Below are 24,295 nucleotides of genomic sequence, written 5' to 3'. Positions count from 1 at the left end.
AGTGCGCGCTCCGGGCCCACGGTCATGTCCCCATGTGCCGTCCCGCCCGGAATGTGCTGTCCGCCCGGACCGCTACCGCACCGCCCGGGGCAGCCGCAGACTCAGCAGCGCCGTCACCGCGATGATCGCGAGCTGGCACAGCAGGGTGATCACGAGCGCGTCCCGCATTCCCGTCGAGGCGGTCAGCGACAGGAAGAGCGTGCCGAGCGTCGCCACCCCCAGCGCGAGCGCCGACTGCTGCGTCGTGGTCATCACGCCGCTGCCCACCCCGGCCCGGTCCGACGGCACGTCGGAGAGCACGATCCGGAACAGCACGGGCAGTTGGAGCCCCTGACCGAACCCGGCGAGCGCGGTGCCCGGCGCGAGAGCGGCGAGCCCGAGACCGGGCCAGCCCCACCACACGGTCGCCGCGAGCACCGTGATCCCCAGCGCCTGGACGACCGAACCGGCGGTCACCACCCGGCTCGCGTACCTGCCGACCAGCCGGGGCCCGGCCAGCGACGCGGTGAAGAACGCCACGGCCATCGGCACCAGCGTGAGTCCCGCCGACACCGGCCCCATCCGCAGCCCCTGCTGCAACGCGACCGCGATCACGAACATGAACCCGCCGAAGCCGACCGAGAACGGCAGCACCAGCGCGAGCCCGCGCCGCAGCGAGTCGAGGCGCAGCAGACTCGGCGGCACCAGCGGCACCTCGCCCCTGCGGTCGGCCGCCCGCTCGGTCAGATAGAAGGCCACCGCGGCGAACGGGAAGACGGCCAGCGAGACCCAGGTCCACAGCGGCCATCCGGCGGCCCGGCCCTCGGTCAGCGGGGCGAGCAGCGTCACCAGCGAGAGTCCGAGCAGCAGCGTGCCGGGTACGTCGACGGGCGCGGGCTTCGCCGACCGGGTGTCCGGCACGGAGCGGACCGCCAGTACCAGCCCGAGAATCGCCACCGGCACATTGACCAGGAAGATCGACCGCCAGCCGGTCCCCGCCACGTCCGCCGCGACCAGGACGCCGCCGATGATCTGCCCGGCCACCATGGAGAGGCCCGCGGTGGCACCGTAGAGCCCCATCGCCTTGGCCCGCCGCGGTCCGGCCGTGGTCGCCTGGATGGTGGCGAGTACCTGCGGCAGCATCAGCGCCGAAGCGGCGCCCTGCGCGACCCGCGCGCCGACCAGGGTCCAGGCGGTGGGGGCGAGTCCGCAGGCCAGCGAGGTCACCCCGAAGGCGGCCATGCCGATCAGGAAGAGCCTGCGCCGCCCCGCCATGTCGCCGAGCCGGCCACCGAGCACGAGCAGGACGGCGTACGCGACGCCGTACCCGGCCACCACCAGCTCCAGCATCGCCGGGCCCGCGGCGAGATCGTGGTCGATGGTGGGCAGTGCGACATTGACGATGAAGAAGTCGATCAGCGGAAGCGCCGCCCCGAGCAGCACGGTGAAGAGGCCGAGCGTGCCCAGTACCGGGCCGGGGTGGTCGTGCCGCTTGCCGGTGGTGGAGGCGGATGGGTCGGTCCGTATGGCCGACGGGGATCCGGTCGCGGTCCCGCCGGTAGATGTGATGCTCACGGGGACCACCCTGCTGGCGCCCGGAGCCTGGTACCAGAGTCTCCTTATCCTGGTACAAGCAGTACCTGGCAACGGGCTGCGCGGTCGGGCACTCTGGTACCCATGACCACCGTGGCGCCCGAGAGCGACGTACGCAGGCACGAGCTGGCGGCCTTTCTGCGCAGCCGCCGCGAACGCATCACGCCCGAACAGGCGGGGCTGCCCCGCGGGTCCCGGAGGCGTACGCCGGGACTGCGCCGCGAGGAGGTCGCGCAGCTCGCCTCGGTCGGGGTCACCTGGTACACGTGGCTGGAGCAGGCCCGCGACATCAAGGTCTCCCCGCAGGTCCTCGACGCGATCGCCCGCACCCTGCTCCTCGACCGCAGCGAGCGCACGCATCTGTTCTCGCTGTCCGGCGCGGTCGACCCGACGCCCGCCGGCTCCACCTGCCCCACCGTCTCGCCCGCGCTGGTGGCGATGATCGAGCAGCTCGACCCCCTGCCGGCCTGCATCCAGAACAGCCGGTACGACATCCTCGCGTACAACCGGACCTACGGTCAGCTCTTCTGCGACCTCGACGCCGTCGCCCCCGAGGACCGCAACTGCATGCTGCTCTCCTACACGAACGAGGACTGGCGGTCGTCCCTCGTCGAGCTGCACACGGTGCACCGCCTGATGGCCGCCAAGTTCCGGGCGTCCATGGCCGAGCATCTCGCCGAGCCCGCCTGGAAGGTCCTGCTCAAGCGGCTGGAGGCGGCGTCGCCGGAGTTCCGCGAGCTCTGGGCGCGGCACGAGGTGGTCGGGCCGAGCGCGCGGACCAAACACTTCCACAACCGCCATGTCGGGTCGCTGCGCGTGAACCACACGGATCTCTGGCTGGGCCCGTCCTCGGGCCCGCGCATGGTGACGTACATCCCGGTCGACGCCGAGTCCCGCGACCGGCTGGAGCGGCTCTACCGCTTGGCACCCGACAGCCTCTGAGCCGTCTCGGGTGCGCCCAGCAGTTCCGCGGTCCGCAGGGCCGACCTCCGCGCCCACCTCCCGCTGGTCAGCAGCCCCACGGCGAGGACCGCCACACCGCAGCCGGTGATGATCCACCAGGCCGTCCGGCTGACCGAGGTGAACTCGGAGGTGTACGAGGCACCGTGCACCGCCGAGGCCAGCACCGCTCCGATCACCGCGACCCCGAGCGTCGATCCGATCTGCCGGCTGGTCGACGCGACGGCCGCCGCCACCCCGGCCTGCGCACGGGGCATCCCGGAGACGGCGGTATTGGTGATCGGCGCGTTCACCATGCCGAAGCCGATACCGAAGAGCACATAGCCGGTGAAGAGCAGCGTGGTGTTCGTCTGCGCGTCGAGTACCGCGAACACCAGCCCGCTGAGCGTCATCGCCACCCCCGCGATCAACAGCGAGAGCCGCGGCCCGCGCTGGCCGACCAGCCGCCCGGACAGCGGCGCGCAGAGGAAGGTCATCGCGGCCATCGGCAGCATGTACAGCCCTGCGTGCAGCGCGGACAGGCCGCGGATCTCCTGGAGGTACAGCGTGTTCAGGAAGAGGAAGCCGCCGAGCGCGGCGAAGCCGCAGATCGCGATGACGGTGGCGCCACTGAACGGTGCGCTGCGGAAGAAGCGCAGGTCGATCAGGGGCTCCGGGCATCTCGGCTCGTACGCCAGGAGGCCGGCGAGCGCGAGGACGGCGACGCCGGTGAAGCTGAGGATCAGCGGCGAGGTCCAGCCCGACGAGGGCGCCTCGATGATCGCGTACGTCACCGAACCGAGCAGTGCGATGACGAGCAACTGGCCCACCGGATCGGGGCGACGGGCCTTGGGCGCGCGCGACTCCGGTACGTAGCGCCAGGTCAGCAGCAGGGCCGCCAGCCCCACCGGCAGGTTGATCCAGAAGATCGAACGCCAGCCGACGGACTCCACGAGCAGGCCGCCGATCAGCGGGCCCGCCGCCATGGAGATACCGACGACACCGCCCCACGCCCCGATGGCACGGGCACGTTCCCGCGGCTCGGTGAAGGTGTTGGTGATGATCGACATCGCGACCGGGTTGAGCATCGAGCCGCCGACGGCCTGCAGCATCCGGAAGGCGACCAGCGACTCCAGGTTCGGTGCCACGGAGCAGAGGGCCGAGCCCAGCGTGAAGATGACGAGCCCAGCTTTGAAGACCTTGCGGCGGCCGATCCGGTCGGCCGTCGAGCCCGCGAGCATCAGCAGCGAGGCCAGGACCAGCGTGTAGGCGTCGATCGTCCACTGGAGCCCGGAGACCGATGCGTGCAGTTCCTTCTGCATCGAGGGGAGGGCGACGTTCAGGACGGTGTTGTCGAGGCTCACGATCAGCAGGCTCATGCAGCAGATCGCGAGCACCAGCATCCGCCGGCGGTGGGAGAGCTCGGGCATGTATGAATAGTACGGTTAACTAACGACCTCGGTGTACGCGCCACGTTGTACGCGACAATGGAGCCATGACCACGCTCTCCATCGGCCCGCACTCCGTGCAGCCGCCCGTAGTCCTCGCCCCCATGGCGGGCATCACCAACGCCCCCTTCCGCACCCTCTGCCGTGAATTCAGCGGGGGCAAGGGGCTGTTCGTCAGCGAGATGATCACGACGCGGGCGCTGGTGGAGCGCAATGCGAAGACCATGCAGCTGATCCACTTCGACAAGACCGAGACGCCGCGCTCGATCCAGCTGTACGGGGTGGATCCGGTCACCGTCGGTAAGGCCGTCCGCATGATCGTGGACGAGGACCTGGCCGATCACATCGACCTGAACTTCGGCTGCCCGGTCCCCAAGGTGACCCGCAAGGGCGGCGGCTCGGCGCTCCCGTTCAAGCGTCCGCTGCTGCGCGCGATCCTGCACGAGGCGGTCTCCAACGCGGGCGCCCTCCCGGTCACCATCAAGATGCGCAAGGGCATCAACGACGACCACCTCACCTATCTCGACGCGGGCCGGATCGCCGTCGACGAGGGCGTCACGGCCGTCGCCCTGCACGGCAGGACCGCCGCCCAGCACTACGGCGGCACCGCCGACTGGGACGCCATCGCCCGGCTCAAGGAGCACGTCCCGGAGATCCCCGTCCTCGGCAACGGCGACATCTGGTGCGCGGACGACGCGCTGCGGATGATGCGCGAGACCGGCTGCGACGGTGTGGTCGTGGGCCGTGGGTGCCTGGGGCGGCCCTGGCTCTTCGCCGACCTGGTGAGCGGCTTCGAGGGCACCGCGACCCGGCAGGCGCCGACGCTGCGCGAGGTCGCGGCGGTCATGCTGCGGCACGCGACTCTGCTGGGGGAGTGGATCGGCGACGAGACGCGTGGCGTGATCGACTTCCGTAAGCACGTGGCCTGGTACCTCAAGGGCTTCTCGGTGGGCTCGGAGATGCGCAAGAAGCTCGCCGTCACCTCCTCGCTGGACGAGCTGGGCACCCAGCTGCACGAGCTGAACCTGGACCAGCCGTGGCCGGACGGGGCGGACGGGCCGCGGGGGCGCACCTCGGGCAACAACCGGGTGGTGCTGCCCGACGGCTGGCTGAAGGACCCGTACGACTGCTCGGGCGTGAGCGCGGAAGCGGAGCTGGACACGTCCGGCGGCTGAGCCCGCCCACCGAGCCCACCGAGCCCACCGACGGCACGGGTGCGGCACTGAGTGCCGCGCCCGCTCGCCTCGTGCTCGGTCGATAGTCGACCGATGTCCGCATGGTGGCTTCGTGACGGCCTCAGGGTGGAATTCGGGCGTGATTCTCGCCACCTCTGATAAGGGTGACGCTCAAACGAGCGATTCCGTTCAGGCTGCACTTCTCATACGGTGGCACTGGGTGCCAGTCGCTGGCCGTTTCTTCTCTGAACCCGGTATCGCCATGCGTGGCCGGAAACCCGTACGGCTGCCCACGTACCGCTGTCATGCCTTCAGGAGTTGAACCGGGGCGGAATCCGGGCCGCAGTGCCGATCGCATTCGATCTGCTGGCGGACGGGTGGTCCGTGCCGTGCGACGGGCAAGTGGACGTACCCAGATGCCTTCGATCTGGGTATGTTCCTCGCCGTCAGGGCAGCCACCGCGTCGTCGAGGAGTCGAGACCCGTGTCGGAAAACAAAGATCCCCGCGTAAAGAAGTTCGTCTACGACTTCACCGAGGGCAACAAGGACCTCAAGGATCTGCTCGGCGGCAAGGGCGCCAACCTCGCCGAGATGACCAACCTCGGGCTGCCCGTCCCTCCGGGTTTCACGATCACCACCGAGGCCTGCAAGGTCTACCTCGACAGCGGCCACGAACCGGCCGCGCTCCGCGACGAGGTGAGTGCGCACCTCGAAGCCCTGCAGCAGACGATGGGCAAGAAGCTCGGGCAGGCCGACGACCCGTTGCTCGTGTCGGTCCGTTCGGGCGCCAAGTTCTCCATGCCCGGCATGATGGACACCGTCCTGAACATCGGCCTCTCGGACGCGTCCGTGGTCGGTCTCACCAAGCAGTCCGGTGACGAGCGGTTCGCCTGGGACTCGTACCGCCGCCTCATCCAGATGTTCGGCAAGACGGTCCTCGACGTCAGCGGCGACCTCTTCGAGGAGGCGCTGGAGGAGGCCAAGGCCGCCAAGAAGGTCAGCGTCGACACCGACCTCGAAGCGGCCGATCTGAAGAAGCTGGTCGGCCGGTTCAAGAAGATCGTCGAGCAGGAGGCCGGGCGGGACTTCCCGCAGGACCCCCGCGAGCAGATGGACCTTGCCATAAAGGCCGTCTTCGAATCGTGGAACACCGACCGGGCCAAGCTCTACCGCCGTCAGGAGCGCATCCCGGGTGACCTCGGGACCGCCGTCAACATCTGCTCGATGGTCTTCGGCAACCTCGGCCCGGATTCCGGCACGGGCGTCGCCTTCACCCGCGACCCGGCCAGCGGCCACCAGGGCGTCTACGGCGACTACCTCCAGAACGCGCAGGGCGAGGACGTCGTGGCGGGCATCCGCAACACCGTCGTGCTCGCCGACCTGGAACAGATCGACAAGACGTCGTACGACCAGCTCATGCAGATCATGGAGACCCTGGAGACCCATTACCGGGACCTCTGCGACATCGAATTCACCATTGAGCGCGGCCAGTTGTGGATGCTCCAGACCCGCGTCGGCAAGCGCACCGCGGGGGCCGCGTTCCGGATCGCCACCCAACTCGTCGACCAGGGGCTCATCGACGAGGCGGAGGCGCTGCAACGGGTGAACGGCGCGCAGCTCGCGCAGCTGATGTTCCCCCGCTTCGACGACACCGCGAAGGTCGACAGGATCGGGCGGGGCATCGCCGCGTCGCCGGGCGCCGCCGTCGGCAAGGCCGTCTTCGACTCGTACACCGCGATCAAATGGTCGCGCTCCGGCGAGAAGGTCATCCTCATCCGCCGGGAGACGAACCCGGACGACCTCGACGGCATGATCGCCGCCGAAGGCATCCTCACCTCGCGCGGCGGCAAGACCTCGCACGCGGCCGTCGTGGCGCGCGGCATGGGCAAGACCTGTGTCTGCGGCGCCGAGGAGATCGAGGTCGACACCAAGCGCCGCAGGCTGACCGCGCCGGGCGGCCTGGTCATCGAGGAGGGCGACACCGTCTCGATCGACGGCTCGTCCGGCAAGGTCTACGCGGGCGAGGTGCCCGTCGTACCGTCGCCGGTCGTCGAGTACTTCGAGGGCCGGATGCACGCGGGCGCCGACGACGCCGACGAACTGGTCAAGGCCGTCCACCGGATCATGGCGTACGCCGACCGGCGCCGCCGGCTGCGCGTCCGGGCCAACGCCGACAACGCCGAGGACGCGCTGCGCGCACGCCGGTTCGGCGCCCAGGGCATCGGCCTGTGCCGCACCGAGCACATGTTCCTCGGCGAGCGACGGGAGCTGGTCGAGCGGCTGATCCTGGCCGACACGGACGACGAGCGGGAGAAGGCGCTGGGTGCGCTGCTGCCCCTCCAGAAGAAGGACTTCATCGAGCTGCTGGAGGCGATGGACGGACTGCCCGTCACGGTACGGCTGTTGGACCCGCCGCTGCACGAGTTCCTTCCCGACATCACCGAGCTGTCGGTCCGGGTCGCGCTCGCCGAGTCCCGCAAGGACGCCAACGAGAACGATCTGCGTCTCCTCCAGGCCGTGCACAAACTCCACGAGCAGAACCCGATGCTGGGGCTGCGCGGAGTACGCCTCGGGCTGGTCATCCCGGGTCTGTTCGCCATGCAGGTACGGGCCATCGCGGAAGCGGCAGCCGCCCGCAAGGCTGCCAAGGGCGACCCCCGCGCGGAGATCATGATCCCGCTGGTGGGCACCGTCCAGGAGCTGGAGATCGTCCGCGACGAGGCCGACCGGGTCATCGCCGAGGTCGAGGCCGCCACCGGCGCCGCACTGAAACTGACCATCGGCACGATGATCGAACTGCCGCGTGCGGCGATCACCGCGGGCCAGATCGCCGAGGCCGCGCAGTTCTTCTCCTTCGGCACGAACGACCTGACCCAGACCGTGTGGGGCTTCTCCCGCGACGACGTGGAGGCCAGCTTCTTCACCGCGTACCTGGAGAAGGGCATCTTCGGGGTGTCCCCGTTCGAGACGATCGACCGCGACGGCGTCGGCGCGCTCGTCCGCAGCGCCTGCGAGGCGGGCCGGGCCACCCGCCCCGACCTCAAACTGGGCATCTGCGGCGAACACGGCGGCGACCCCGAGTCGGTGCACTTCTTCCACGAGGTGGGCCTGGACTACGTCTCCTGCTCACCGTTCCGCATCCCGGTGGCCCGCCTCGAAGCGGGCCGGGCGGCGGCCCTGTCGGACGGCAGCGACAGCCGCTGAAGTGCCCAATTGGCCAGGCCGGTGTCCTGGACTGCTCGCGCCACGACGAACGCAAGAGCAAGGGCGGCATCCATGACGCCGGCAAAGGGAAGATGATCGGCGTGGTGAACGCCTTCTGTCGCAACCAGCCGAACAACAAGTGCCCTGCCTGGATGAACAAATGAACGACACTGAGGACCGGGAGCAGCAGGCGGGTATCACCCGCCTGCTGCTGTACTACCTCAATGCCCCTATTGCCGAGGGCTGCCGCCTGCGTGGCGTTCTGCCCGCCTCCGGCGCCGTACGGGTCGCCATCCGCGCCGGCGACGGCGAGAACGGCGACTTGTTCCTCTACGAGATCCCGCACGACACGGTGGCCCCCGCCCGCATCCCCGGCGTCCTGCGCGCTGTCCTGTCCGGAACCCAGATCTACGGGAGTGGCGACGTCAGCGACGTGCTCGGGATGACGCTCGTCCGACTGCGCCCGGAGGAGATCACGCCTGCCCCCGAACCCGAGGAGGGCCAGGCGCTCAGAACCCTGCTCGGCCTGTCCGCCCCAGGTGACGATGAGGACCCCTTCCTGGTCGGCTTTCTGATGAAGGACGGCGGCCTGATGCGCCTGTACGTGAACCGTCCAGGCCGCCCCGGTCTCGTCGGTGTCGATATCCGCCTCACCGACGAACCCACCGCGCTGACCGCCTCGCTCCCCACCCTCGTCGAAGAGGAGGAGCGCCATCGGCTCGCACCGGATGACCCGCACTGCGACGTCGTCGTGGACCTCACGGACTGGTAGGTCCGACGGCCGCCTCAGTCGTCGATCCCCGACCGCTCCACCCCCGCCACGATGTGCCGTTGCAGCAGCAGGAACACCAGCAGCAACGGCAGGATCGACACCGCCGCCGCGATGAACAGCTCGTGGATGTTGACCACTTGCGCCGTCGTGAAGGTGGAGAGCGCCACCTGTACCGTCCACGCGCTCTTGTCCTGGCCGATCACCAGTGGCCAGAGGAAGGCGTTCCACGCGCCGATGAAGACGATCGTGCCGACCGCCGCGAAGACCGGGCGGGAGTTGGGCACCACGATGCGCCAGTACGTACGCCAGTATCCCAGGCCGTCGACCTTCGCCGCGTCCTCCAACTCCTGCGGGAAGCCCAGGAAGTACTGCCGGAAGATGAAGCAGGCGAACGCGGAGAACAGCGTCGGGATGATCAGTCCGCGCAGCGTGGAGATCCAGCCGAGCGTGGAGACCAGGACGAAGCTCGGTACGAAGGTCACGGCGGCCGGGACCATCAGGGTGCCGAGGATCCCGTAGAAGACCTTGTTCGCGTGGCGGTACGGGATGCGGGCCAGGCCGTACCCGGCCAGGGAGGCGAGCAGGACGGTGCCGAGCGTCGTCGCGACCGCGATCAGGGCCGAGTTGAGCAGCGAGCGGGCCATCGGCACGGCCGGGTCGTCGAACAGTTCGCGGATGTTGGACCACTGGAGGTCGGAGGGGAAGAACGTCCACTGCGGTGAGGTGATGTCCTGCTCGGTGGCGAGCCCGTTGCGCAGCAGCAGATAGAAGGGGATGAGGAAGAGGGCCGCGAGCGCGATCAGCAGCACGATGCGCAGGGCCCGGCCGGCCCGTACCAGGGCGTCGTCGTGACGGGCGATGGTGGTCCCGGTTCTGGTCCTGGCCATGTCAGTCCTCCCTTCTGCCGAGCCCGAACCAGCGGGCCTGGACGATCGTCACCACGGCGATGATCAGGGCGAGGATGACGGCCCCGGCGCTGCCCAGGCCGAGGTTCTGCCCCTGGCCGAGGGCCGTGTAGTAGAGGTAGACGAGCGGGGGCCGCGCGTACGGGGGATAGCCCCGGGCGTCGCTCAGCAGGTTGTAGAACTCGTCGAACGCCTGGAACGCGTTGATCACGAGCAGCAGGACGACGGCGACCGAGGTGGCCCGCAGCTGCGGGAACGTGATGTGGCGGAAGACCTGCCAGCCGGGGCGCGCCCCGTCGACGGCCGCCGCTTCGTAGAGCTGCGGGGAGATCCGCTGGAGACCGGCCAGGAACAGCACCATGTAGAACCCGGCCTGGAGCCAGAGCCGCAGGGTCACGATCACCAGCCAGTACCAGGGCGGGTGGGTCGTCGACAGCCACGCGGTCTGGTCGCTGCCGAACCAGCCGAGGACGGTGTTGGCGAGCCCGAACCGCACCCCGTTGAAGATCGAGAGCTTCCAGACCAGCGCCGCGACGACGTAGGAGCAGGCCGCCGGGAGGAAGAAGACCGAACGGAAGAAGGCCTGGGCGGCGCGCAGCCGGTTCACCATCAGCGCCAGCGCGAGCGAGAGCGCGTAGGTCGCCGGGACGATGAAGAGGGAGAACACCGTGAACGTCCACAGGCTGTCGGTGAACGCCCCGTCGCGCAGCATCGACGCGTAGTTGTCGAAGCCGATGAAATGCGTCGGCGAGACCGTGTTGTGCGCGTCGAAGAAGCTGAGGTAGAGGCTCCACGCCAGCGGTACGTAGGTGAAGAGCGCGAGCCCGGCCGCGAAGGGGCCGACGAAGATCCAGAACCAGAGGGTGCGGTGCCTCACCGACCCCCGGCGCCGACGCCGTCGCGCCGGTTCCTTCGCGTCCCGCGCTACTCCGACGTCCGCCGCGCCCGTCACGTCCTCCGCGACTGTCACGGCTTCTTCTGGACGCGCTGGAGCTCGGCGTTCGTCTTGCGGACGACCGCCTTGAGCTCCGTGTCCGGGTTGGCGCCGTCCTTGATGATCCTGCTCAGGGCGTCCTGGTACGCGGTCTGCCCGGCGGGCGTCCACAGCAGGGGCTGGGCCCAGCCGTTCTCGGTCGCGTACCGCACGGCGTCGGCCGCCGCGCCCTCACGCAGCTTCGCGGCCTTCTTCGCGAGGGAGATCCGGGCCGGGATGTGGAATCCGTAACTGAGCGCGAAGTCCTCCTGGTACGCGGTCCTCTCGATCCACAGCCACTTGGCGAACGCCTTCGCCTCGGCCCGGTGCCCGCTGCGCGCGCTGACCGCCGAGCTGTACGCACCGACCGGGACCGCGGGCTTGCCCGCCGGACCGTCCTTCGGGAAGGGCAGCACCCCGAAGTCGTCCCCGAGGGCCTTCTGGACCGCGGGCAGCGCCCACAGCCCCGACCACTGCATGGCCGTGAGGCCCTGGACGAACGCCGAGGGGTCGGACCAGTCGGCCGGAGCGCCCAGCAGGAGCGACTTGTCGGCGTACAGCCGGTGGAACTTGCCCAGGGTGCGGGCCGCCGCCGGGTCGTCGAAGCCCACCTTGCCGTCCTCGGTGAAGAGGCTCAGCCCGGCCGCGTAGAGCGGGGTCCCGCCGAGAACGCCCGCACCTCCGTCGTTGCCCAGGAACAGCCCCTTGACCTTCTTGTCGGTCAACTTCTTCGCGGCGTCGACGAGTTCGTCGAGCGTCTGCGGCGGCTCGACGTTCGCGTCCTTGAGCAGGCTCTTGCGGTAGTAGAGCAGCTGCATGTCGATGGTCTGCGGGATGCCCCAGATCTTCCCGTCGTACGTCTTCGGCGCGAGCACCGCCGGGTTGAAGTCGTCCTTCACCCCCTCGAAGAGGTCGGTCAGATCGGTGACCTGGCCGCCCTGGATCTGGTCGAGGGTGGGTCCGTTGACCTCGAAGACATCGGGACCGGACGAGGTCAGCAGCGCAGCGGCGGTCTGCTGGTCGTAACTGCCGGGCCGCCACTGGACCTTGACGCTCGCCCTGCCGTACGCGGCGGCGTAACGCCGTACGGCCTGCTCGGTCCCGGCCTCGCCGTACTGGTGGTACCACTGCTGCAGCGTGGGTTTCCCGCCACTGTCCTTGCCGGTCCCTGAACTGTCACCGCTGCGACCGGTGTTGGACCCGCACGCGGTGGCGAGGGCCCCGGTCAGTGCGAGGCCGCCACTGGTACTGAGCAGTCGCCTGCGACTGATGGTCATGAAGGGTCCCCCTGGCTCCGTCGGCGTCGGTCGTCGTTGCACGCCCCAACGATCAACCATGGTGCGGGATTACGACAGGGGTGTTGCGCGGGCATGTCGGAACCGGTAGGGAGCGCTCAGGTGTCGAGGTCTCCGTACGACACCCCGGTGAGCTGCTCCGAGGCCGCCCAGAGCCGCTCGCCCGCCACATCGTTCGTCGCCCACTTCGCCCGCCAGGAAGGCGCGGGGGCGCCGCGCCAGCCGAGGATCCTCGGGCCGGTGAAGGAATCGGGCCGGACGCCGGGCGCGGTGGCCGCGTACAGCGAGGGCAGGGCGCCCACCTCGGCGGGCTGGGCGAGCAGCCCGTTGCCGAGTTCGACCAGCCGCTCGGCGGCCTTGCGGCCCTCCATCCGCACCCCGGCCGTCTGGAGGTTGGTGCGCGCGTAACCGGGGTGCGCGGCGGCTGCGACCGTGCCCGACCCGGCGGCGGAGAGGCGGCGGGACAGCTCATGGATGAAGAGCAGATTCGCCGTCTTGGCGCGGCCGTAGGCGATCCAACGCCGGTAGTTCCCCTCGCTGTTGAGATCGTTGATGTCGATGTTGGAGAGCGCGTGGAGGCCGCTGGACACGCTGACCACCCGCGAGCCCGGAGTGGCCAGCAGCCGGGGCAGCAGCAGCCCGGTGAGGGCGAAGTGGCCGAGGTGGTTGACGCCGAACTGTGTCTCGAAACCGTCAGCGGTCCGGCCGTACGGCAGGGCCATGACGCCCGCGTTGTTGACGAGCAGATCGAGGCGCTCGGCGGGAAGGCCGGAGGCGAACTCCCGTACCGACGAGAGATCCGCGAGATCCAGCGGTACGCATTCGGCCTGCGCGCCGGGCACCTCGCGCCGGATCAGGGACTCCGCCTCCTTGCCGCGGGTCTCACTGCGGCACGCGAGGATCACCCGGGCACCGTGCCGGGCCAGCTGCCGCGCGGTGACGAGACCGATGCCGCTGTTGGCTCCGGTGACGACTGCGGTGCGTCCGCTCTGATCGGGGATGTCGTTCGCGTTCCAGCCCTTGGTCATGACTTCAGCGTACGGCCGGGGCGCCGCCGTCGGGCGGCGACGCCGCCGGGGTGACCTCGGTGGTCGGTGGCTTCGGTGGTCGGCGACCAGGGGTGGGGCAAACCGAACCCTCTGCTTCCGTGCAGGCACGATCGATCAGCGGCTGTCCGGTCGCGAGTCTTGGTGCATGGACCTCACACAGCAGTCAGTCGCCCCTCGCGGCGGCAGCAGCAGCCCGGCCGCCGCCGGGCCAGTCGCGCCCGCCGTTTCCAGCGCCGGCCCCGCCGACCGTGTCCGCATCGTCCTGCGGGAGCCGTTCCGGGCGGAGACCTGGCGGCGAATGGCGTACATCGTGCTCGCCCTCCCTGTCACCCTCCTGTGCATTCCGCTCGCCCTGGCCGGCGGACCGGTCGGCCGCATCCAGCGCGGCCTCGCCCGCCGGCTGCTGCGGGTGGACGCGGGGGAGCCCGCGCGTACGGGGCCTCTCGCGCTCGTGCACGCCGTGGTCAGCAGCCCGCTCAACCTCGTCGCCCTCACGGTCTGCGGTTACTTCTGGACCATCGTGGTGATCAACTTCGGCTTTCCGCTGCGGACCGACGGCGACCCCTCCCACTCCTGGGGAGGACCCACCATGGCGGGTGCCTGGGCGGTGCACGCGGTGGGCGGCGGGGTGACCTTCCTCTTCCTCACGCCCTGGGTCGCCAGGGGATTCACCGCCCTCCAGACGCGGTTGGTGAGCGGGTTCCTCGGCGCCGACCGCACCGGCCTCGCCCGTCACACGTGGATCGCGCTCGGCATCGCCGCCGTGTGCGCCCTGCTGTCCGTGCCCGTGATCCATCAGCTCTGAGGCCGACTGCGACGGCCCGTCTAGGATCGAACCCCATGCAACAGCGTCCGCGTGCAGTGCTCTACGCCGTACTGGCCCTGCCCATCGCCCTGTTGGGCATGGTGCTCGTACTCTCCGGGCTGCTCGTCGGCGCAGCCTTGTCGGTCACGGCCGTCGGGCCGTGGCTGATCGCGCTGACGGCACGGGGTGCGCTCGCCATCGGAACTCTCCAACGAGGGCTGTCCGCACGCCTGTTGGACACCCCCATCGATCCGCCCGTCCGTAGTCGGCAGCCCGGCGCCCTCGGCTGGCGGCGGGCCGTCGGTGACCGGGCCGCCTGGCGGGCGGTGGGCTGTGCGCTGGCCGCGCCGCTGACCGCCGTACCGCCCCTGGCCGCAGTGGCGTGCGGGTACGTGTACGGGCTGCTGTTCGTCCTGCACCCACTGGTCGAGCGCTGGAACTACACCACCGTCCACCGGCCCGACGGTTCGGTGCGCCGGGTATCGCTGGAGGTAGCGGGCGTCCAGTTCGACTCCTGGCCCCGCTGGCTGCTCGTCGTGGCCGTCGGGGCCGTACTGCTCCTCCTCGCCCCGTGGCTGGTCCGCCGCTCCCTCGTCCCGCACGGCCGGCTGCTGGGCTCCCTCCTCGGCCCCGACGCCGCCGGACAGCGCATCCGCACCCTGGAGGAGACCCGTGCGCAGGCCGTCGACGACGCGGCGGCCACCCTCCGGCGCATCGAACGGGACCTGCACGACGGCACCCAGGCGCGGCTCGTCGGCCTGGGCATGCACCTCACACTGATCGGCGAGCTGGTCACGGCCGACGCGGGCCGCGACCAACTGCTCACCGTTGTCGGCACCGCGCAGACCCACGCCAAGCAGACCATCGCCGAACTGCGTCTGCTGGTGAAGGGCATCCATCCGCCGGTGCTCGACCAGGGCCTGGACACCGCGCTCGCGACCCTCGCCGCGGACAGCGCCCTGCCGGTGACCGTCACCGCCGACATCCCCGAACGGCCCTCTCCGGCACTGGAGTCCATCGCGTACTTCTGCACGGCCGAGCTGCTCACCAACGCCGCCAAGCACAGCGGAGCCTCGGAGATCACGGTCGTCGCTCGCTCCGGGGAAGGATCCCTCCGGCTGTCCGTACGGGACGACGGGCGTGGGGGAGCGGTGGTCGGCGCGGGCAGCGGGCTGGCCGGGCTGCTGGCCCGGGTCCGTACCGTCGACGGCACACTCACCTGCGAGAGCCCGGCGGGAGGGCCTACGGTGGTGACCGTCGAACTCCCGTATCACCAAGGCCTTTCCGAGGCCGGACAGAGGCAGGGCCCATGCGCGTCGTCATAGCCGAGGACTCGGCGATCCTGCGTGACGGCCTGGTCCAGCTGCTCACGCTGCGCGGGGTGGAGGTGGCCGCGGCGGTCGAGGACGCGGAGGCGCTGCTCGCCGCGGTCGGCGAACACCGTCCGGACGCCGCCGTGATCGACATCCGGCTGCCGCCCGGCCACACCGACGAGGGGCTGCGGGCCGCGGTCACCATCCGCCGTTCGTCCCCCGGGGTCGGGGTGCTGATCTTCTCCCAGTACGTGGAGACGAAGTACGCGGGCCAGCTGCTGGGCGGTGGCGGTGGCGGCGTCGGCTATCTGCTCAAGGAACGGGTCGTGGACATCGGCGAGTTCGTCGACGCCCTGCACCGGGTGGCGTCCGGCGGCACGGCACTAGACCCGGAGGTCGTCGCCCAGCTCTTCGGCGCCGCCCGGCGTACCTCCGCGCTGGCCGCGCTGACCCCGCGCGAGCGGGAGGTGCTCGGGCTGATGGCCCAGGGGCTGACGAACCGCACCATCGCGGAGTCCTTCGTCGTGTCGGAGCGGGCGGTGGAGAAACACATCGCGAACATCTTCACCAAACTGGACCTGCCGTCGTCCGAGCCGGGGCACCGCCGGGTGCTCGCGGTGCTGCGGTACCTGGAGGACTCCTCCGGCGCTTAGGACCGCCCGGTCCGACGCTTGGGACCTGTTCGGTGGATCCTGCCCGGTCGCCCTTCGCGCGTACGCCGGCAGGTACGTGCCTACACGGCCCGGGACCGGTCCGGGGTCGCGACCGGCGATGCTTGCCGGGAACGGCACTAGGGTCGCGGTCATGCCCGACATATCTCTGACCATGCTTGTCGTCCTCTGCGTCGCCGCCGCAGCGGCCGGGTGGATCGACGCGGTGGTGGGCGGCGGCGGGCTGCTGCTTCTGCCCGCGCTGCTGCTCGGCCTTCCGCACGTCCCCGCCGCGCAGGTGCTCGGTACCAACAAGGCGGTGGCGATCGTCGGGACCTCGGGCGCGGCCGTGACGTACGTACGCAAGGCGCCGGTGGATGTGAAGCTGGCGATCCGGATCGGGGCTGTCGCTCTCGCCGGGTCCATGACCGGGGCGTTCTTCGCGGCCGGGATCAGCAGCGCGGTGCTCCGGCCCGTGATCATGGTGGTGCTGCTCCTGGTCGCGGCCTTCGTGATGCTGCGCCCGTCATTCGGCACGGCCCGGCCGGACGGGCCCGCCACCCGCAGGAGGATCGTGATGGCGATCGTTCTGGTCGGGGGCGGGATCGGCTTCTACGACGGGCTGTTCGGCCCCGGTACCGGGACCTTCCTGGTGCTGGCGCTCACTGCCGTACTCCACCTCGATCTGGTGACCGCGTCGGCCACCGCCAAGATCGTCAACGTCTGCACCAACCTGGGCGCGCTGGCGATGTTCGCCTACCAGGGCACGGTGCTCTGGCAACTGGCCGCGCTGATGGCGGTGTTCAACCTGGCGGGCGGCCTGCTGGGCGCACGGATGGCGCTCAGGAAGGGCAGCGAGTTCGTCCGGGGAGTGCTGCTGGTGGTGGTCTTCTCCCTGGTGGCGAAGCTGGCGTTCGACCAGTGGGCCTGAGCGCGGCGCCCGTACCCGGCCACCCCGCCGTTGGTCACCGTGGCCGGCGTAGTCCTGCGATGAGGAGCTCGACCAGCAGGCGTGCGTCGTAGCGGGGGTCGTGTTCGGCGCCGATGCAGAGGTTCCCGACGCCGCGCATGAGTGCGTAGGCCTCCAGATCGCGCGGGATCTCGCCGGAATCGGCTGCGGCGTCGAGCAGTTGGGTGCACACGGGCAGCAGGCGGTCGAGGAAGTAGGCGTGCAGGGTCTCGAAGCCTGCGTTGTCGGACTGCAGTACGGCGGCGAGTCCGTGCTTGGTGACCAGGAAGTCGACGAAGAGGTTGATCCACTGCTCCAGGGCGGCGTGCGGAGTCGCGCTGGTCGCGAGCAGAGCCGGACCGGCCTCGGTGCAGGCCTCCACCTGGTGCCGGTAGACGGCGATGATGAGGTCCGCCCGCGTCGGGAAGTGGCGGTAGATCGTGCCCACCCCGACGCCGGCCTCCGCCGCGATGTCGCGTACCGGCGCTTCCACGCCTGACGTGACGAAGACCGTCGCTGCCGCGTCGAGCAGCGCCTCCTTGTTGCGCCGGGCGTCCGCCCGCCGGGGCCGGGCCGGGGTGTCCGTGCCCTCGTCAATGTCGTTCACCGTGCTGCTCCCTTCGTCACCGTGCTGCTCCCTTTGCGGCCGGGCTTGTTCCTCGTCGCCGGGCTGGTTCCTCGTCGTGGGGCTTGGCAAATGGGGCTTGCCAAAGCGGAACAGTGTTCCGTATCGTTAAGCGGAGCAAGGTTCCGCTTGCTCATGATGTCAGAGCAGGGGCCCGGCGGCCAAGCCGTGCCACGTCGCCCCGCTCCACCGGCACCTTCATCGGCATCATCCACATCATTCGCAATGGAGGAACAGGGTCATGCAGTACCGCACCTTGGGTCGCACCGGCATACAGGTCAGCTCCCTCGCGCTCGGCGCGATGAACTTCGGCAGGATCGGGCACACCACCCAGGAAGAGGTCACCGCCGTCGTCGACGCCGCCCTGGCGGGCGGGATCAACCTCATCGACACCGCCGACGTGTACAGCGGCGGCGAGTCGGAAGAGCTGGTAGGCAAGGCCATCGCAGGCCGCCGCGACGACATCGTGCTGGCCACCAAGGCGGGTCTGCCGATGGATGGCGAGCGCAGCCATCGGGGCAGCTCGCGCCATTGGCTGGTCACCGCGCTGGACGACAGCCTGCGCCGCCTCGGTGTCGATCACATCGACCTCTACCAGATCCACCGGTGGGACCCGAGCACCAGCGACGAGGAGACGCTGTCGGCCCTGACCGACCTGCAACGCGCGGGAAAGATCCGCTACTTCGGCTCCTCGACCTTCCCCGCGTACCGCCTCGTGCAGTCGCAGTGGGCCGCCCGGGACAACCGCCTGAGCCGTTACGTCACCGAGCAGCCCAACTACTCGATCCTGCAGCGCGGGATCGAGACCCATGTCCTGCCCGTGACCGAGCAGTACGGGCTCGGTGTACTGGCGTGGAGCCCGCTGGCCTCCGGCTGGCTGTCGGGTGCGATCCGCGAGGGCCGGGAAATCACCACCCATCGCTCCGCGTTCATGCCGCAGCGCTTCGACACCACCGTCCCGGCCAACCGGGCCAGGCTCGACGCGGTCGAGAAACTGGCCGGGGTCGCCGACGAGGCCGGTCTGACGCTGATCCAGCTCGCGCTCGGCTTCGTGACCGCGCACCCCGCTGTGACGGGCGCGATCATCGGCCCCCGCACCCTGGACCATCTGCACTCGCAGCTCGCCGCCGCCGACACCGTGCTCTCAGCCGACGTGCTCGACGCGATCGACACGATCGTTGCCCCTGGCGTCGACCTGGCCGCGCACGAGAAGAACGACGCTCCGCCCGCGCTGCTCGACCCCTCGCTGCGGCGCCGCTGAACGTCGAGCCCTCCCGCCGGCTCCTGTGGCGCCAGTGGCTTTTGTGGCGCCAGTGACACCCGTGGCACCTGTGGCACCCGTGGCTCGCGAGCCTGCGGAATCGCGCGGGTGCCCGGTGGGACCGTGTTCCACGTTCTGCCTGAACCTCGGTCGTGCGCCCGGTCGGCGCCGCCGGTGTCGAAAGGACCAACGATTCCATGACGCACACACCCCGGCCCCGTTTCGGGATCATGACCCCGCCCTCGCAGGTCGATTACCACGACATCCTGCGGGTCTGGCGCGAGGCGGACGCCATCCCGGAGATCGAGCACGCGTGGCTCTTCGATCACCTCATGCCGATCGGCGGCGACCCGGGCGGACCGACGTACGAGGGCTGGACACTGCTCTCCGCCCTCGCCGCACAGACCCGACGGCTGCGGCTCGGACTCCTCGTGACCAGCAACCGCTTCCGGCCACCCGCGGTGCTGGCCAAGATCGCCACGACCGTCGACATCGTCTCCGGCGGACGGCTCGACTTCGGCATCGGCGTGGGCTCACGCCCCGGCCACCCGCTGGCCCGGCGTGAGTACGAAGCGCACGGCCTGCCCTTCCGTGACTCCGCGGACGCCGTGGGGAGCCTCGCCGAAGCCTGCACGATCATCCGGCGGTTGTGGACCGGGACGGAACCGTTCGACTTCCAGGGCACCTACCATCACCTCACCGGAGCGTTCGGCAACCCCAAACCGGTCCAGCGCCCCCACCCGCCGATCCTCATCGGCGGACGCGCGTCCTCGACGCTGCGCGTGGTCGCCGAACACGCCGATCTGTGGAACATCCCGGGCGGCGACATCGACGACGTCGTCCGGCGCAGCGCGCTGCTGGACCGCTACTGCGCCGAGATCGGCCGCGACCCCGCCTCGGTCACCCGCTCGATCTTCCTGCCCGTCTCCTACGACCGGCCCGCCGTCACGCGGGCCGCGATCGGTGAAGCGATCGACGCGGGGTTCAGCCACATCGTCCTCGGGCTGTCGGCGCCCTACCCCTCCGGTGTCGCACGGTGGGTCACCGACGAGATCATCAGTGCGTCGGCCTGATCCGAACCCTGGCCCTTGACCTGCCGGGAAGGCTAGATCTCGTCCCAGGGGGTGCTGTCGTACACCCCGGCCACCGTCCTCATCAGATCCGTGTCCACGGCGAACTCGGTGTCGTCGATCCTGCGCACCGGCGCGATGCCCTGCGAGTTGGAGACGAAGACCGCCCGGTACGCACTCAGGCTGCCCAGGGTCACCCGGCGCCGTACAGACGGCAGCCGTGGCTCGACCAGGCCCATGGTGATCCCCGGGAGGGCGGGCGCGTCCGGCCAGACGACCGAAGTGCCGTCCCAGAAGGCGATGTTGGTGACCGCACCCTCGGCGATCACCCCGCCGGGGCCGGTCAGCAGGGCGTTGTCGAAGCCCGCGCGCACCGCGGCCTTGCCGTAGTAGACCTGGGCGAAGCCGCCCAGATGCTTGATGTGGGGCACGGGCCGCTCGTACGGGACGGACATCAGGCTCTGCGGGGCGTCGGGCATCACGGCGGGCGGGCGGACGGTGACCATCACGGTCGCCGTCCCGTCCCCGTCGGGCCAGTACACGTACACCCGCGTCGAGGCGTCCCGTACGCCCGCGCCGTCCAGAGCGTGCCGGATCAACTCCCGCACGCGCTCGCCGTCGAGCCCCGCGCCGAACAGCTCACGCGTCGACGAATCGAGCCGGGCGAGGTGCAGGCCGAGACCGCGCACCCGGCCGTCCCGTACCTGCATGGCCGTGAAATGCCCGTAGTTGTCCAGGGCGGGCGTACGGAGGGACTCATCCGGGACGGGGCGGCCGTCGATCTCGATGTGCATGGGAACACGGTACGAGTCGGCGATCGGATTTTCGGTCGGGGTACCGAAGTCACCTGCGCCGACGGCCCGTCCCCGACGGCAGCTCGGCGTCAACCAGCCGTCCGGCTGCACCGCGACCCGCGTGACGGCTTGACCTCAATCACGCTTGATGTATGACGCTCACCGCATGGACCTCACCACACACCCCTTGAACTTGGCTGTCATCATCGCCAGCAACCGCTCGGGCCGCTTCGCGGGAACCGTCGCCGACTGGTTTCTCGCCCACGCGGACCGACCCGATCTGACCGTCGACGTCGTCGACCTGGCCGAGACCGACCTGCCGACCGCCCTCTCGTCCGAACCCTCGCCCGACGTGCGCGACGTGCTGGGCCGGATCTCCCCGAAGCTGGGAGCCGCAGACGCCTTCGTCGTCCTCACCCCCGAGTACAACCACTCCTTCCCCGCGTCCCTCAAGAGCCTCATCGACTGGCACTTCACCGAGTGGCAGGCCAAGCCGGTCGCCTTCGTCTCGTACGGCGGGGTCTCCGGCGGGCTGCGCGCGGTCGAGCAACTGCGCCAGGTATTCGCCGAGATGCACGCGGTCACCGTCCGGGACACGGTCAGCTTCCACCACGCCCACGGGCACTTCGACGAGGACGGCACGCACAAGAACCCCGAAGCCGCCGACGCGGCGGCCGGGGTGATGCTCGACCAGCTCGTCTGGTGGGCGCACGCGCTGCGGGACGCGAAGGCGGTGCGCCCGTACGGAGGCTGACGCGCCACGCGGTGTCCACCCGTGCGGGTCGCCTGCGGCGCGGGCGTGGTGCGGGTGGGTCGGGTGCGGTGCTGGTGGGTGTGGCGCGGGCGAGTCGGGTGTGGCGCGGGCTGGTCGTACGGGGCCGGGGCCGGTCGGCGTCAGCGTCCCAGCGCCTGCGCGACACCCTTCTCGCGGGGGCCGAGGAAGTGCGGGTCGGGCTTGAACGTGGCCTCGACGGCCGCCTTCCCTGCGGCCAGCACCTCCCGGGCGCCGCCGTAGTACCAGGTCGCGTCGTGCACGGCGGACACCCCGACGCCGTACGACTCGATTCCCGCCGATTCGCAGAGCGCGAGGGCCCGGCGGATGTGGAAGCCCTGGCTGATGAGGACGGCCCGGTCGACCCCGAAGATCTTCTTCGCCCGGACACAGGAGTCCCAGGTGTCGAACCCGGCGAAGTCGCTGACCACCTTGCTGTCCGGCACACCGTGCTTCACCAGGTAGGCGCGCATGGCGTCCGGTTCGTCGTATTCGGTCCGGCTGTTGTCCCCGGTGACCAGGACCACCTTCACCTTTCCCGCGCGGTAGAGGCCGACAGCGGCGTCGAGCCGGTGTGCGAGGTACGGCGACGGTTCGCCCTGCTGGAGTCCGGCGCCGAAGACGACGGCGACATCGGCGGACGGGACGTCGGCCGCCGTGCGTATCCGGTCGCCGGTGGTGGCGAACATCCAGGTGGCGGGGGCGAGGGCCAGCACACATCCGAGCACGGTGGCCTGGACGGCGCGCCGTCGGCCGCGCCGCGTCCTCGGAAGACGCGGCAGCCGCAACGACGCCATGGTCAGGCGTCGTTTCACCTGCTGCTTCGACAGCTGTGGCCCGCGCATGGATGTCCCCCCGTCACGTCACGTCACGGCTGTCGCGACGGCCGGTCCGCTCCGATGCTGATGATGTTCTGCTGACGTCGTGTGCTGACATCGTGTGCTGACGTCCTGTGCTGGCTGATGTTCTGCTGACGTCCTGGCGCCGGTGGTTCCGGCCCCTGACCTGTCGGACGCTCAGGACGCACGTTCGGTTCGCATCGGTCACCGTTCCCGGTGCCCGTGGGCGGGTCAGTGCACGGTGTACGACAGGTGTGTCACGCCCGTACCCTCCACCACCGTCGGCCCCCGCAGCGCGCGCGGTGCTTCGGCGAGGTTGTCGAGGAACCGGACCCCCTCACCGAGCAGCAGCGGCACCAGATCGATCTCCAGCTCGTCCAGCAGCCCGTTGTTGAGGCACTGCTGGGTCAGATCGGCGCTGCCGACCGCGACGGTCTTCTCACCCGCGGTCGCCTTGGCCTGCGCTATCGCGCTCTCGATGCCGTCGGTGACGAAGGTGACGGGGGTATCGGCGCGGGGCCAGCCGTCCGGGACGCTGTGGGTGACGACCACGACGGGCTTACCCATGGGGTGCCCGCCGATCCAGCCACCCGCCTCGTCGAACGTACGCCGCCCGTAGACGAGCACGGCGATCTCCTCCAGCGCGCGCTTCATCCGCTCGGCGGACGGTGCGGACATCCGGAAGGAGATGTCCGGGCTGGCGGACTCGACCGGGACATCTCCGTTCCCGTACCACTGGAAGAGCTGGTCGACCCCGTCGGTGGGGTGGGAGACGAACCCGTCCAGCGACATGGACATGTTGGCGGTCACCTTGGCCATCGGTCTTCTCCTCGGTCGGGCTCCCTTCCCACGTTCCTCCGATGTGGACGGCCCGGCGACCCGGGAGCGGGGCCGGGCTCGGCAGGGGGTGGGAAGGGGCCTGAGCGGGGCCGGGGAGGCGGACCGGGGGTGTCCGGTGCCGCCGCTGGCGGAGCGCCGCGCGGTTCGGCGGATCAGTAGCGGATCACTGGCGATCGGTAGTGGATCGGTAAGAGCGACTTGGCCAGTGGGGGTCTTCCCAGCGGTCCGGGCCGGTCATACCGAGCAGCCGTATCCGGTGGAGCAGCTCCTCGGACACGCCGTGGGCGCGGAGCCGGGCGGGAGCGTGGCGAACCAGCCAGGCCGTCAGCTCGACGCGTAGCTCTTCCTCGTTCTCCCAGGCGTACCAGGCGTGCCAGGGAAGTTCGTCATCGAGCAGCTCGCGCTCCCAGTGGGCAACCGCGTCGGCCAGGTGCTGGTCGGGGACGGGGCCGCTCAGCTCTTCCCAGATGGCGAGCCACGGGCCGAGCGTGGCGGACGCCTCGGTGTTCAGCACGAGCACGTCGTACGCGGGCACCGCGGGATCCGGATCGGTGAGCGTGTGCGCCCACCACGCCTGCAGGAATTCCCGGACGGCCGCGGCCTGCTCGGCAGGCCACTGCTGCCAGTGGCCGAGAGCGAACGAGCGCCCGGCCGATTCCGTGTCGAAGTAGGGCGTGAGGTGACCGTTGGCGAGACTCGTGGCGAACTGGGGCAGGATCCGGCGGAGTACGGACGCGTGGTCGCTCCAGTCGATGGCCCCCCAGGTGCGTTGCAGGAGGTCGGGGTCGAGCTCGGTGTCGGGCACCTTGAGCTGGGCGAGCTCCTCCGCGCTGCCCCAGTGGCACTCGCAGTTGTGCTCATCGGGGCGGGCGGTCATCCCGCGGAAGGTGACGGCCAGGCCGTCCAGTGCGGCGTCGAGGCGAAGCCGGGCGTAGGGCTGATCGAGGTTCATCGTGACTGGTCGCCTTCGAGGACTCCGGGAGCGCGCTTGCGCCAGCCGAAGATCGCCAACTTACCGGGCCCGGCCCGGCACCGCCATGGCTTA

General features: G+C 70.2%; 22 protein-coding genes. 11 read left to right on the top strand and 11 right to left on the bottom strand.

What is annotated here, in order from left to right:
* Positions 1 to 72: 72 nt before the first annotated feature.
* Positions 73 to 1,506: an MFS transporter gene (locus OG709_RS10510; RefSeq protein WP_326695633.1), complete on the bottom strand. Its 1,434-nt coding sequence runs from the start codon at positions 1,504 to 1,506 to the stop codon at positions 73 to 75.
* A 150-nt stretch (positions 1,507 to 1,656) separates the two neighbouring features.
* On the opposite strand from OG709_RS10510, the gene OG709_RS10505 reads away from it, so the two are divergent.
* Positions 1,657 to 2,514 carry a helix-turn-helix transcriptional regulator gene (locus OG709_RS10505; protein ID WP_329165760.1) on the top strand — a complete coding sequence of 286 codons (858 nt, stop codon included), beginning with the start codon at positions 1,657 to 1,659 and terminating at the stop codon, positions 2,512 to 2,514.
* On the opposite strand, the gene OG709_RS10500 is transcribed toward OG709_RS10505, so the two are convergent.
* Complete coding sequence (locus tag OG709_RS10500) at positions 2,487 to 3,941, bottom strand: MFS transporter (RefSeq protein ID WP_329165759.1); 1,455 nt, start codon at positions 3,939 to 3,941, stop codon at positions 2,487 to 2,489. The two genes, OG709_RS10505 and OG709_RS10500, sit on opposite strands and share 28 nt — an antisense overlap.
* Before the next feature lie 65 nt (positions 3,942 to 4,006).
* On the opposite strand from OG709_RS10500, the gene dusB reads away from it, so the two are divergent.
* From dusB to OG709_RS10485, 3 genes are all read left to right on the top strand, one after another.
* Positions 4,007 to 5,134 carry a tRNA dihydrouridine synthase DusB gene (dusB, locus tag OG709_RS10495; protein WP_250298238.1) on the top strand — a complete coding sequence of 376 codons (1,128 nt, stop codon included), beginning with the start codon at positions 4,007 to 4,009 and terminating at the stop codon, positions 5,132 to 5,134.
* A 483-nt stretch (positions 5,135 to 5,617) separates the two neighbouring features.
* A complete protein-coding gene (ppdK, locus tag OG709_RS10490; protein ID WP_250298237.1) occupies positions 5,618 to 8,338 on the top strand; it encodes a pyruvate, phosphate dikinase in 2,721 nt (906 codons plus the stop codon).
* Positions 8,339 to 8,498: 160 nt separating this feature from the next.
* Positions 8,499 to 9,110 carry a hypothetical protein gene (locus OG709_RS10485; RefSeq protein ID WP_326694930.1) on the top strand — a complete coding sequence of 204 codons (612 nt, stop codon included), beginning with the start codon at positions 8,499 to 8,501 and terminating at the stop codon, positions 9,108 to 9,110.
* A 14-nt stretch (positions 9,111 to 9,124) separates the two neighbouring features.
* Here the strand turns inward: OG709_RS10485 and OG709_RS10480 are convergent, their stop codons facing one another.
* The 4 genes from OG709_RS10480 to OG709_RS10465 all read right to left on the bottom strand — a co-directional run bounded on the left by OG709_RS10480 (position 9,125) and on the right by OG709_RS10465 (position 13,311).
* Entirely contained in the window at positions 9,125 to 9,997 is an 873-nt protein-coding gene (locus OG709_RS10480; RefSeq protein WP_266643276.1) for a carbohydrate ABC transporter permease, read from the bottom strand.
* A gap of 1 nt (position 9,998) precedes the next feature.
* Entirely contained in the window at positions 9,999 to 10,892 is an 894-nt protein-coding gene (locus OG709_RS10475) for a carbohydrate ABC transporter permease (protein WP_250298242.1), read from the bottom strand.
* A gap of 89 nt (positions 10,893 to 10,981) precedes the next feature.
* Positions 10,982 to 12,265, bottom strand: coding sequence for an ABC transporter substrate-binding protein (locus tag OG709_RS10470; RefSeq protein ID WP_329165756.1), 1,284 nt, complete (start codon positions 12,263 to 12,265; stop codon positions 10,982 to 10,984).
* A 116-nt stretch (positions 12,266 to 12,381) separates the two neighbouring features.
* The gene (locus OG709_RS10465; RefSeq protein ID WP_250298232.1) at positions 12,382 to 13,311 is read right to left on the bottom strand and encodes an oxidoreductase; all 930 of its coding nucleotides are present in this window, start codon (positions 13,309 to 13,311) and stop codon (positions 12,382 to 12,384) included.
* 166 nt (positions 13,312 to 13,477) lie between these two features.
* On the opposite strand from OG709_RS10465, the gene OG709_RS10460 reads away from it, so the two are divergent.
* The 4 genes from OG709_RS10460 to OG709_RS10445 all read left to right on the top strand — a co-directional run bounded on the left by OG709_RS10460 (position 13,478) and on the right by OG709_RS10445 (position 17,031).
* Positions 13,478 to 14,137: a hypothetical protein gene (locus OG709_RS10460; protein ID WP_250298231.1), complete on the top strand. Its 660-nt coding sequence runs from the start codon at positions 13,478 to 13,480 to the stop codon at positions 14,135 to 14,137.
* Positions 14,138 to 14,172: 35 nt separating this feature from the next.
* The gene (locus OG709_RS10455) at positions 14,173 to 15,462 is read left to right on the top strand and encodes a sensor histidine kinase (RefSeq protein WP_329165753.1); all 1,290 of its coding nucleotides are present in this window, start codon (positions 14,173 to 14,175) and stop codon (positions 15,460 to 15,462) included.
* Positions 15,447 to 16,103, top strand: coding sequence for a response regulator transcription factor (locus OG709_RS10450; RefSeq protein ID WP_329165750.1), 657 nt, complete (start codon positions 15,447 to 15,449; stop codon positions 16,101 to 16,103). The genes OG709_RS10455 and OG709_RS10450 overlap by 16 nt, the downstream gene beginning before the upstream one ends.
* Before the next feature lie 151 nt (positions 16,104 to 16,254).
* On the top strand, positions 16,255 to 17,031 hold the full coding sequence (locus OG709_RS10445; protein ID WP_250298226.1) for a sulfite exporter TauE/SafE family protein: 777 nt from the start codon (positions 16,255 to 16,257) through the stop codon (positions 17,029 to 17,031).
* Between the two features lie 34 nt (positions 17,032 to 17,065).
* On the opposite strand, the gene OG709_RS10440 is transcribed toward OG709_RS10445, so the two are convergent.
* Positions 17,066 to 17,656: a TetR/AcrR family transcriptional regulator gene (locus tag OG709_RS10440; RefSeq protein ID WP_329165748.1), complete on the bottom strand. Its 591-nt coding sequence runs from the start codon at positions 17,654 to 17,656 to the stop codon at positions 17,066 to 17,068.
* A 259-nt stretch (positions 17,657 to 17,915) separates the two neighbouring features.
* Here OG709_RS10440 and OG709_RS10435 point away from each other — a divergent pair, with 259 nt between their 5' ends.
* Together OG709_RS10435 and OG709_RS10430 are read left to right on the top strand one after the other, a co-directional pair.
* The gene (locus OG709_RS10435; protein WP_329165746.1) at positions 17,916 to 18,935 is read left to right on the top strand and encodes an aldo/keto reductase; all 1,020 of its coding nucleotides are present in this window, start codon (positions 17,916 to 17,918) and stop codon (positions 18,933 to 18,935) included.
* A 197-nt stretch (positions 18,936 to 19,132) separates the two neighbouring features.
* Positions 19,133 to 20,008, top strand: a complete 876-nt coding sequence (locus OG709_RS10430; protein ID WP_250298221.1) for an LLM class flavin-dependent oxidoreductase — start codon at positions 19,133 to 19,135, stop codon at positions 20,006 to 20,008.
* A 32-nt stretch (positions 20,009 to 20,040) separates the two neighbouring features.
* Here the strand turns inward: OG709_RS10430 and OG709_RS10425 are convergent, their stop codons facing one another.
* A complete protein-coding gene (locus OG709_RS10425) occupies positions 20,041 to 20,799 on the bottom strand; it encodes an aminotransferase class IV family protein (protein ID WP_250298219.1) in 759 nt (252 codons plus the stop codon).
* A 166-nt stretch (positions 20,800 to 20,965) separates the two neighbouring features.
* Between OG709_RS10425 and OG709_RS10420 the strand changes: the two genes are divergently transcribed.
* Positions 20,966 to 21,553, top strand: a complete 588-nt coding sequence (locus OG709_RS10420) for an NADPH-dependent FMN reductase (RefSeq protein ID WP_250298217.1) — start codon at positions 20,966 to 20,968, stop codon at positions 21,551 to 21,553.
* Between the two features lie 140 nt (positions 21,554 to 21,693).
* On the opposite strand, the gene OG709_RS10415 is transcribed toward OG709_RS10420, so the two are convergent.
* From OG709_RS10415 to OG709_RS10405, 3 genes are all read right to left on the bottom strand, one after another.
* Complete coding sequence (locus OG709_RS10415; RefSeq protein WP_329165745.1) at positions 21,694 to 22,416, bottom strand: SanA/YdcF family protein; 723 nt, start codon at positions 22,414 to 22,416, stop codon at positions 21,694 to 21,696.
* Positions 22,417 to 22,641: 225 nt separating this feature from the next.
* Positions 22,642 to 23,229, bottom strand: coding sequence for a dihydrofolate reductase family protein (locus tag OG709_RS10410; RefSeq protein ID WP_266643289.1), 588 nt, complete (start codon positions 23,227 to 23,229; stop codon positions 22,642 to 22,644).
* A gap of 184 nt (positions 23,230 to 23,413) precedes the next feature.
* Complete coding sequence (locus tag OG709_RS10405; protein ID WP_266643290.1) at positions 23,414 to 24,202, bottom strand: hypothetical protein; 789 nt, start codon at positions 24,200 to 24,202, stop codon at positions 23,414 to 23,416.
* Positions 24,203 to 24,295 lie beyond the last annotated feature (93 nt).

It is taken from the genome of Streptomyces sp. NBC_01267, from assembly GCF_036241575.1.
GTDB lineage: Bacteria > Actinomycetota > Actinomycetes > Streptomycetales > Streptomycetaceae > Streptomyces.
Note: the sequence above shows the minus strand (reverse complement) of the source record. Positions and strands in the feature narration are given on the sequence as shown.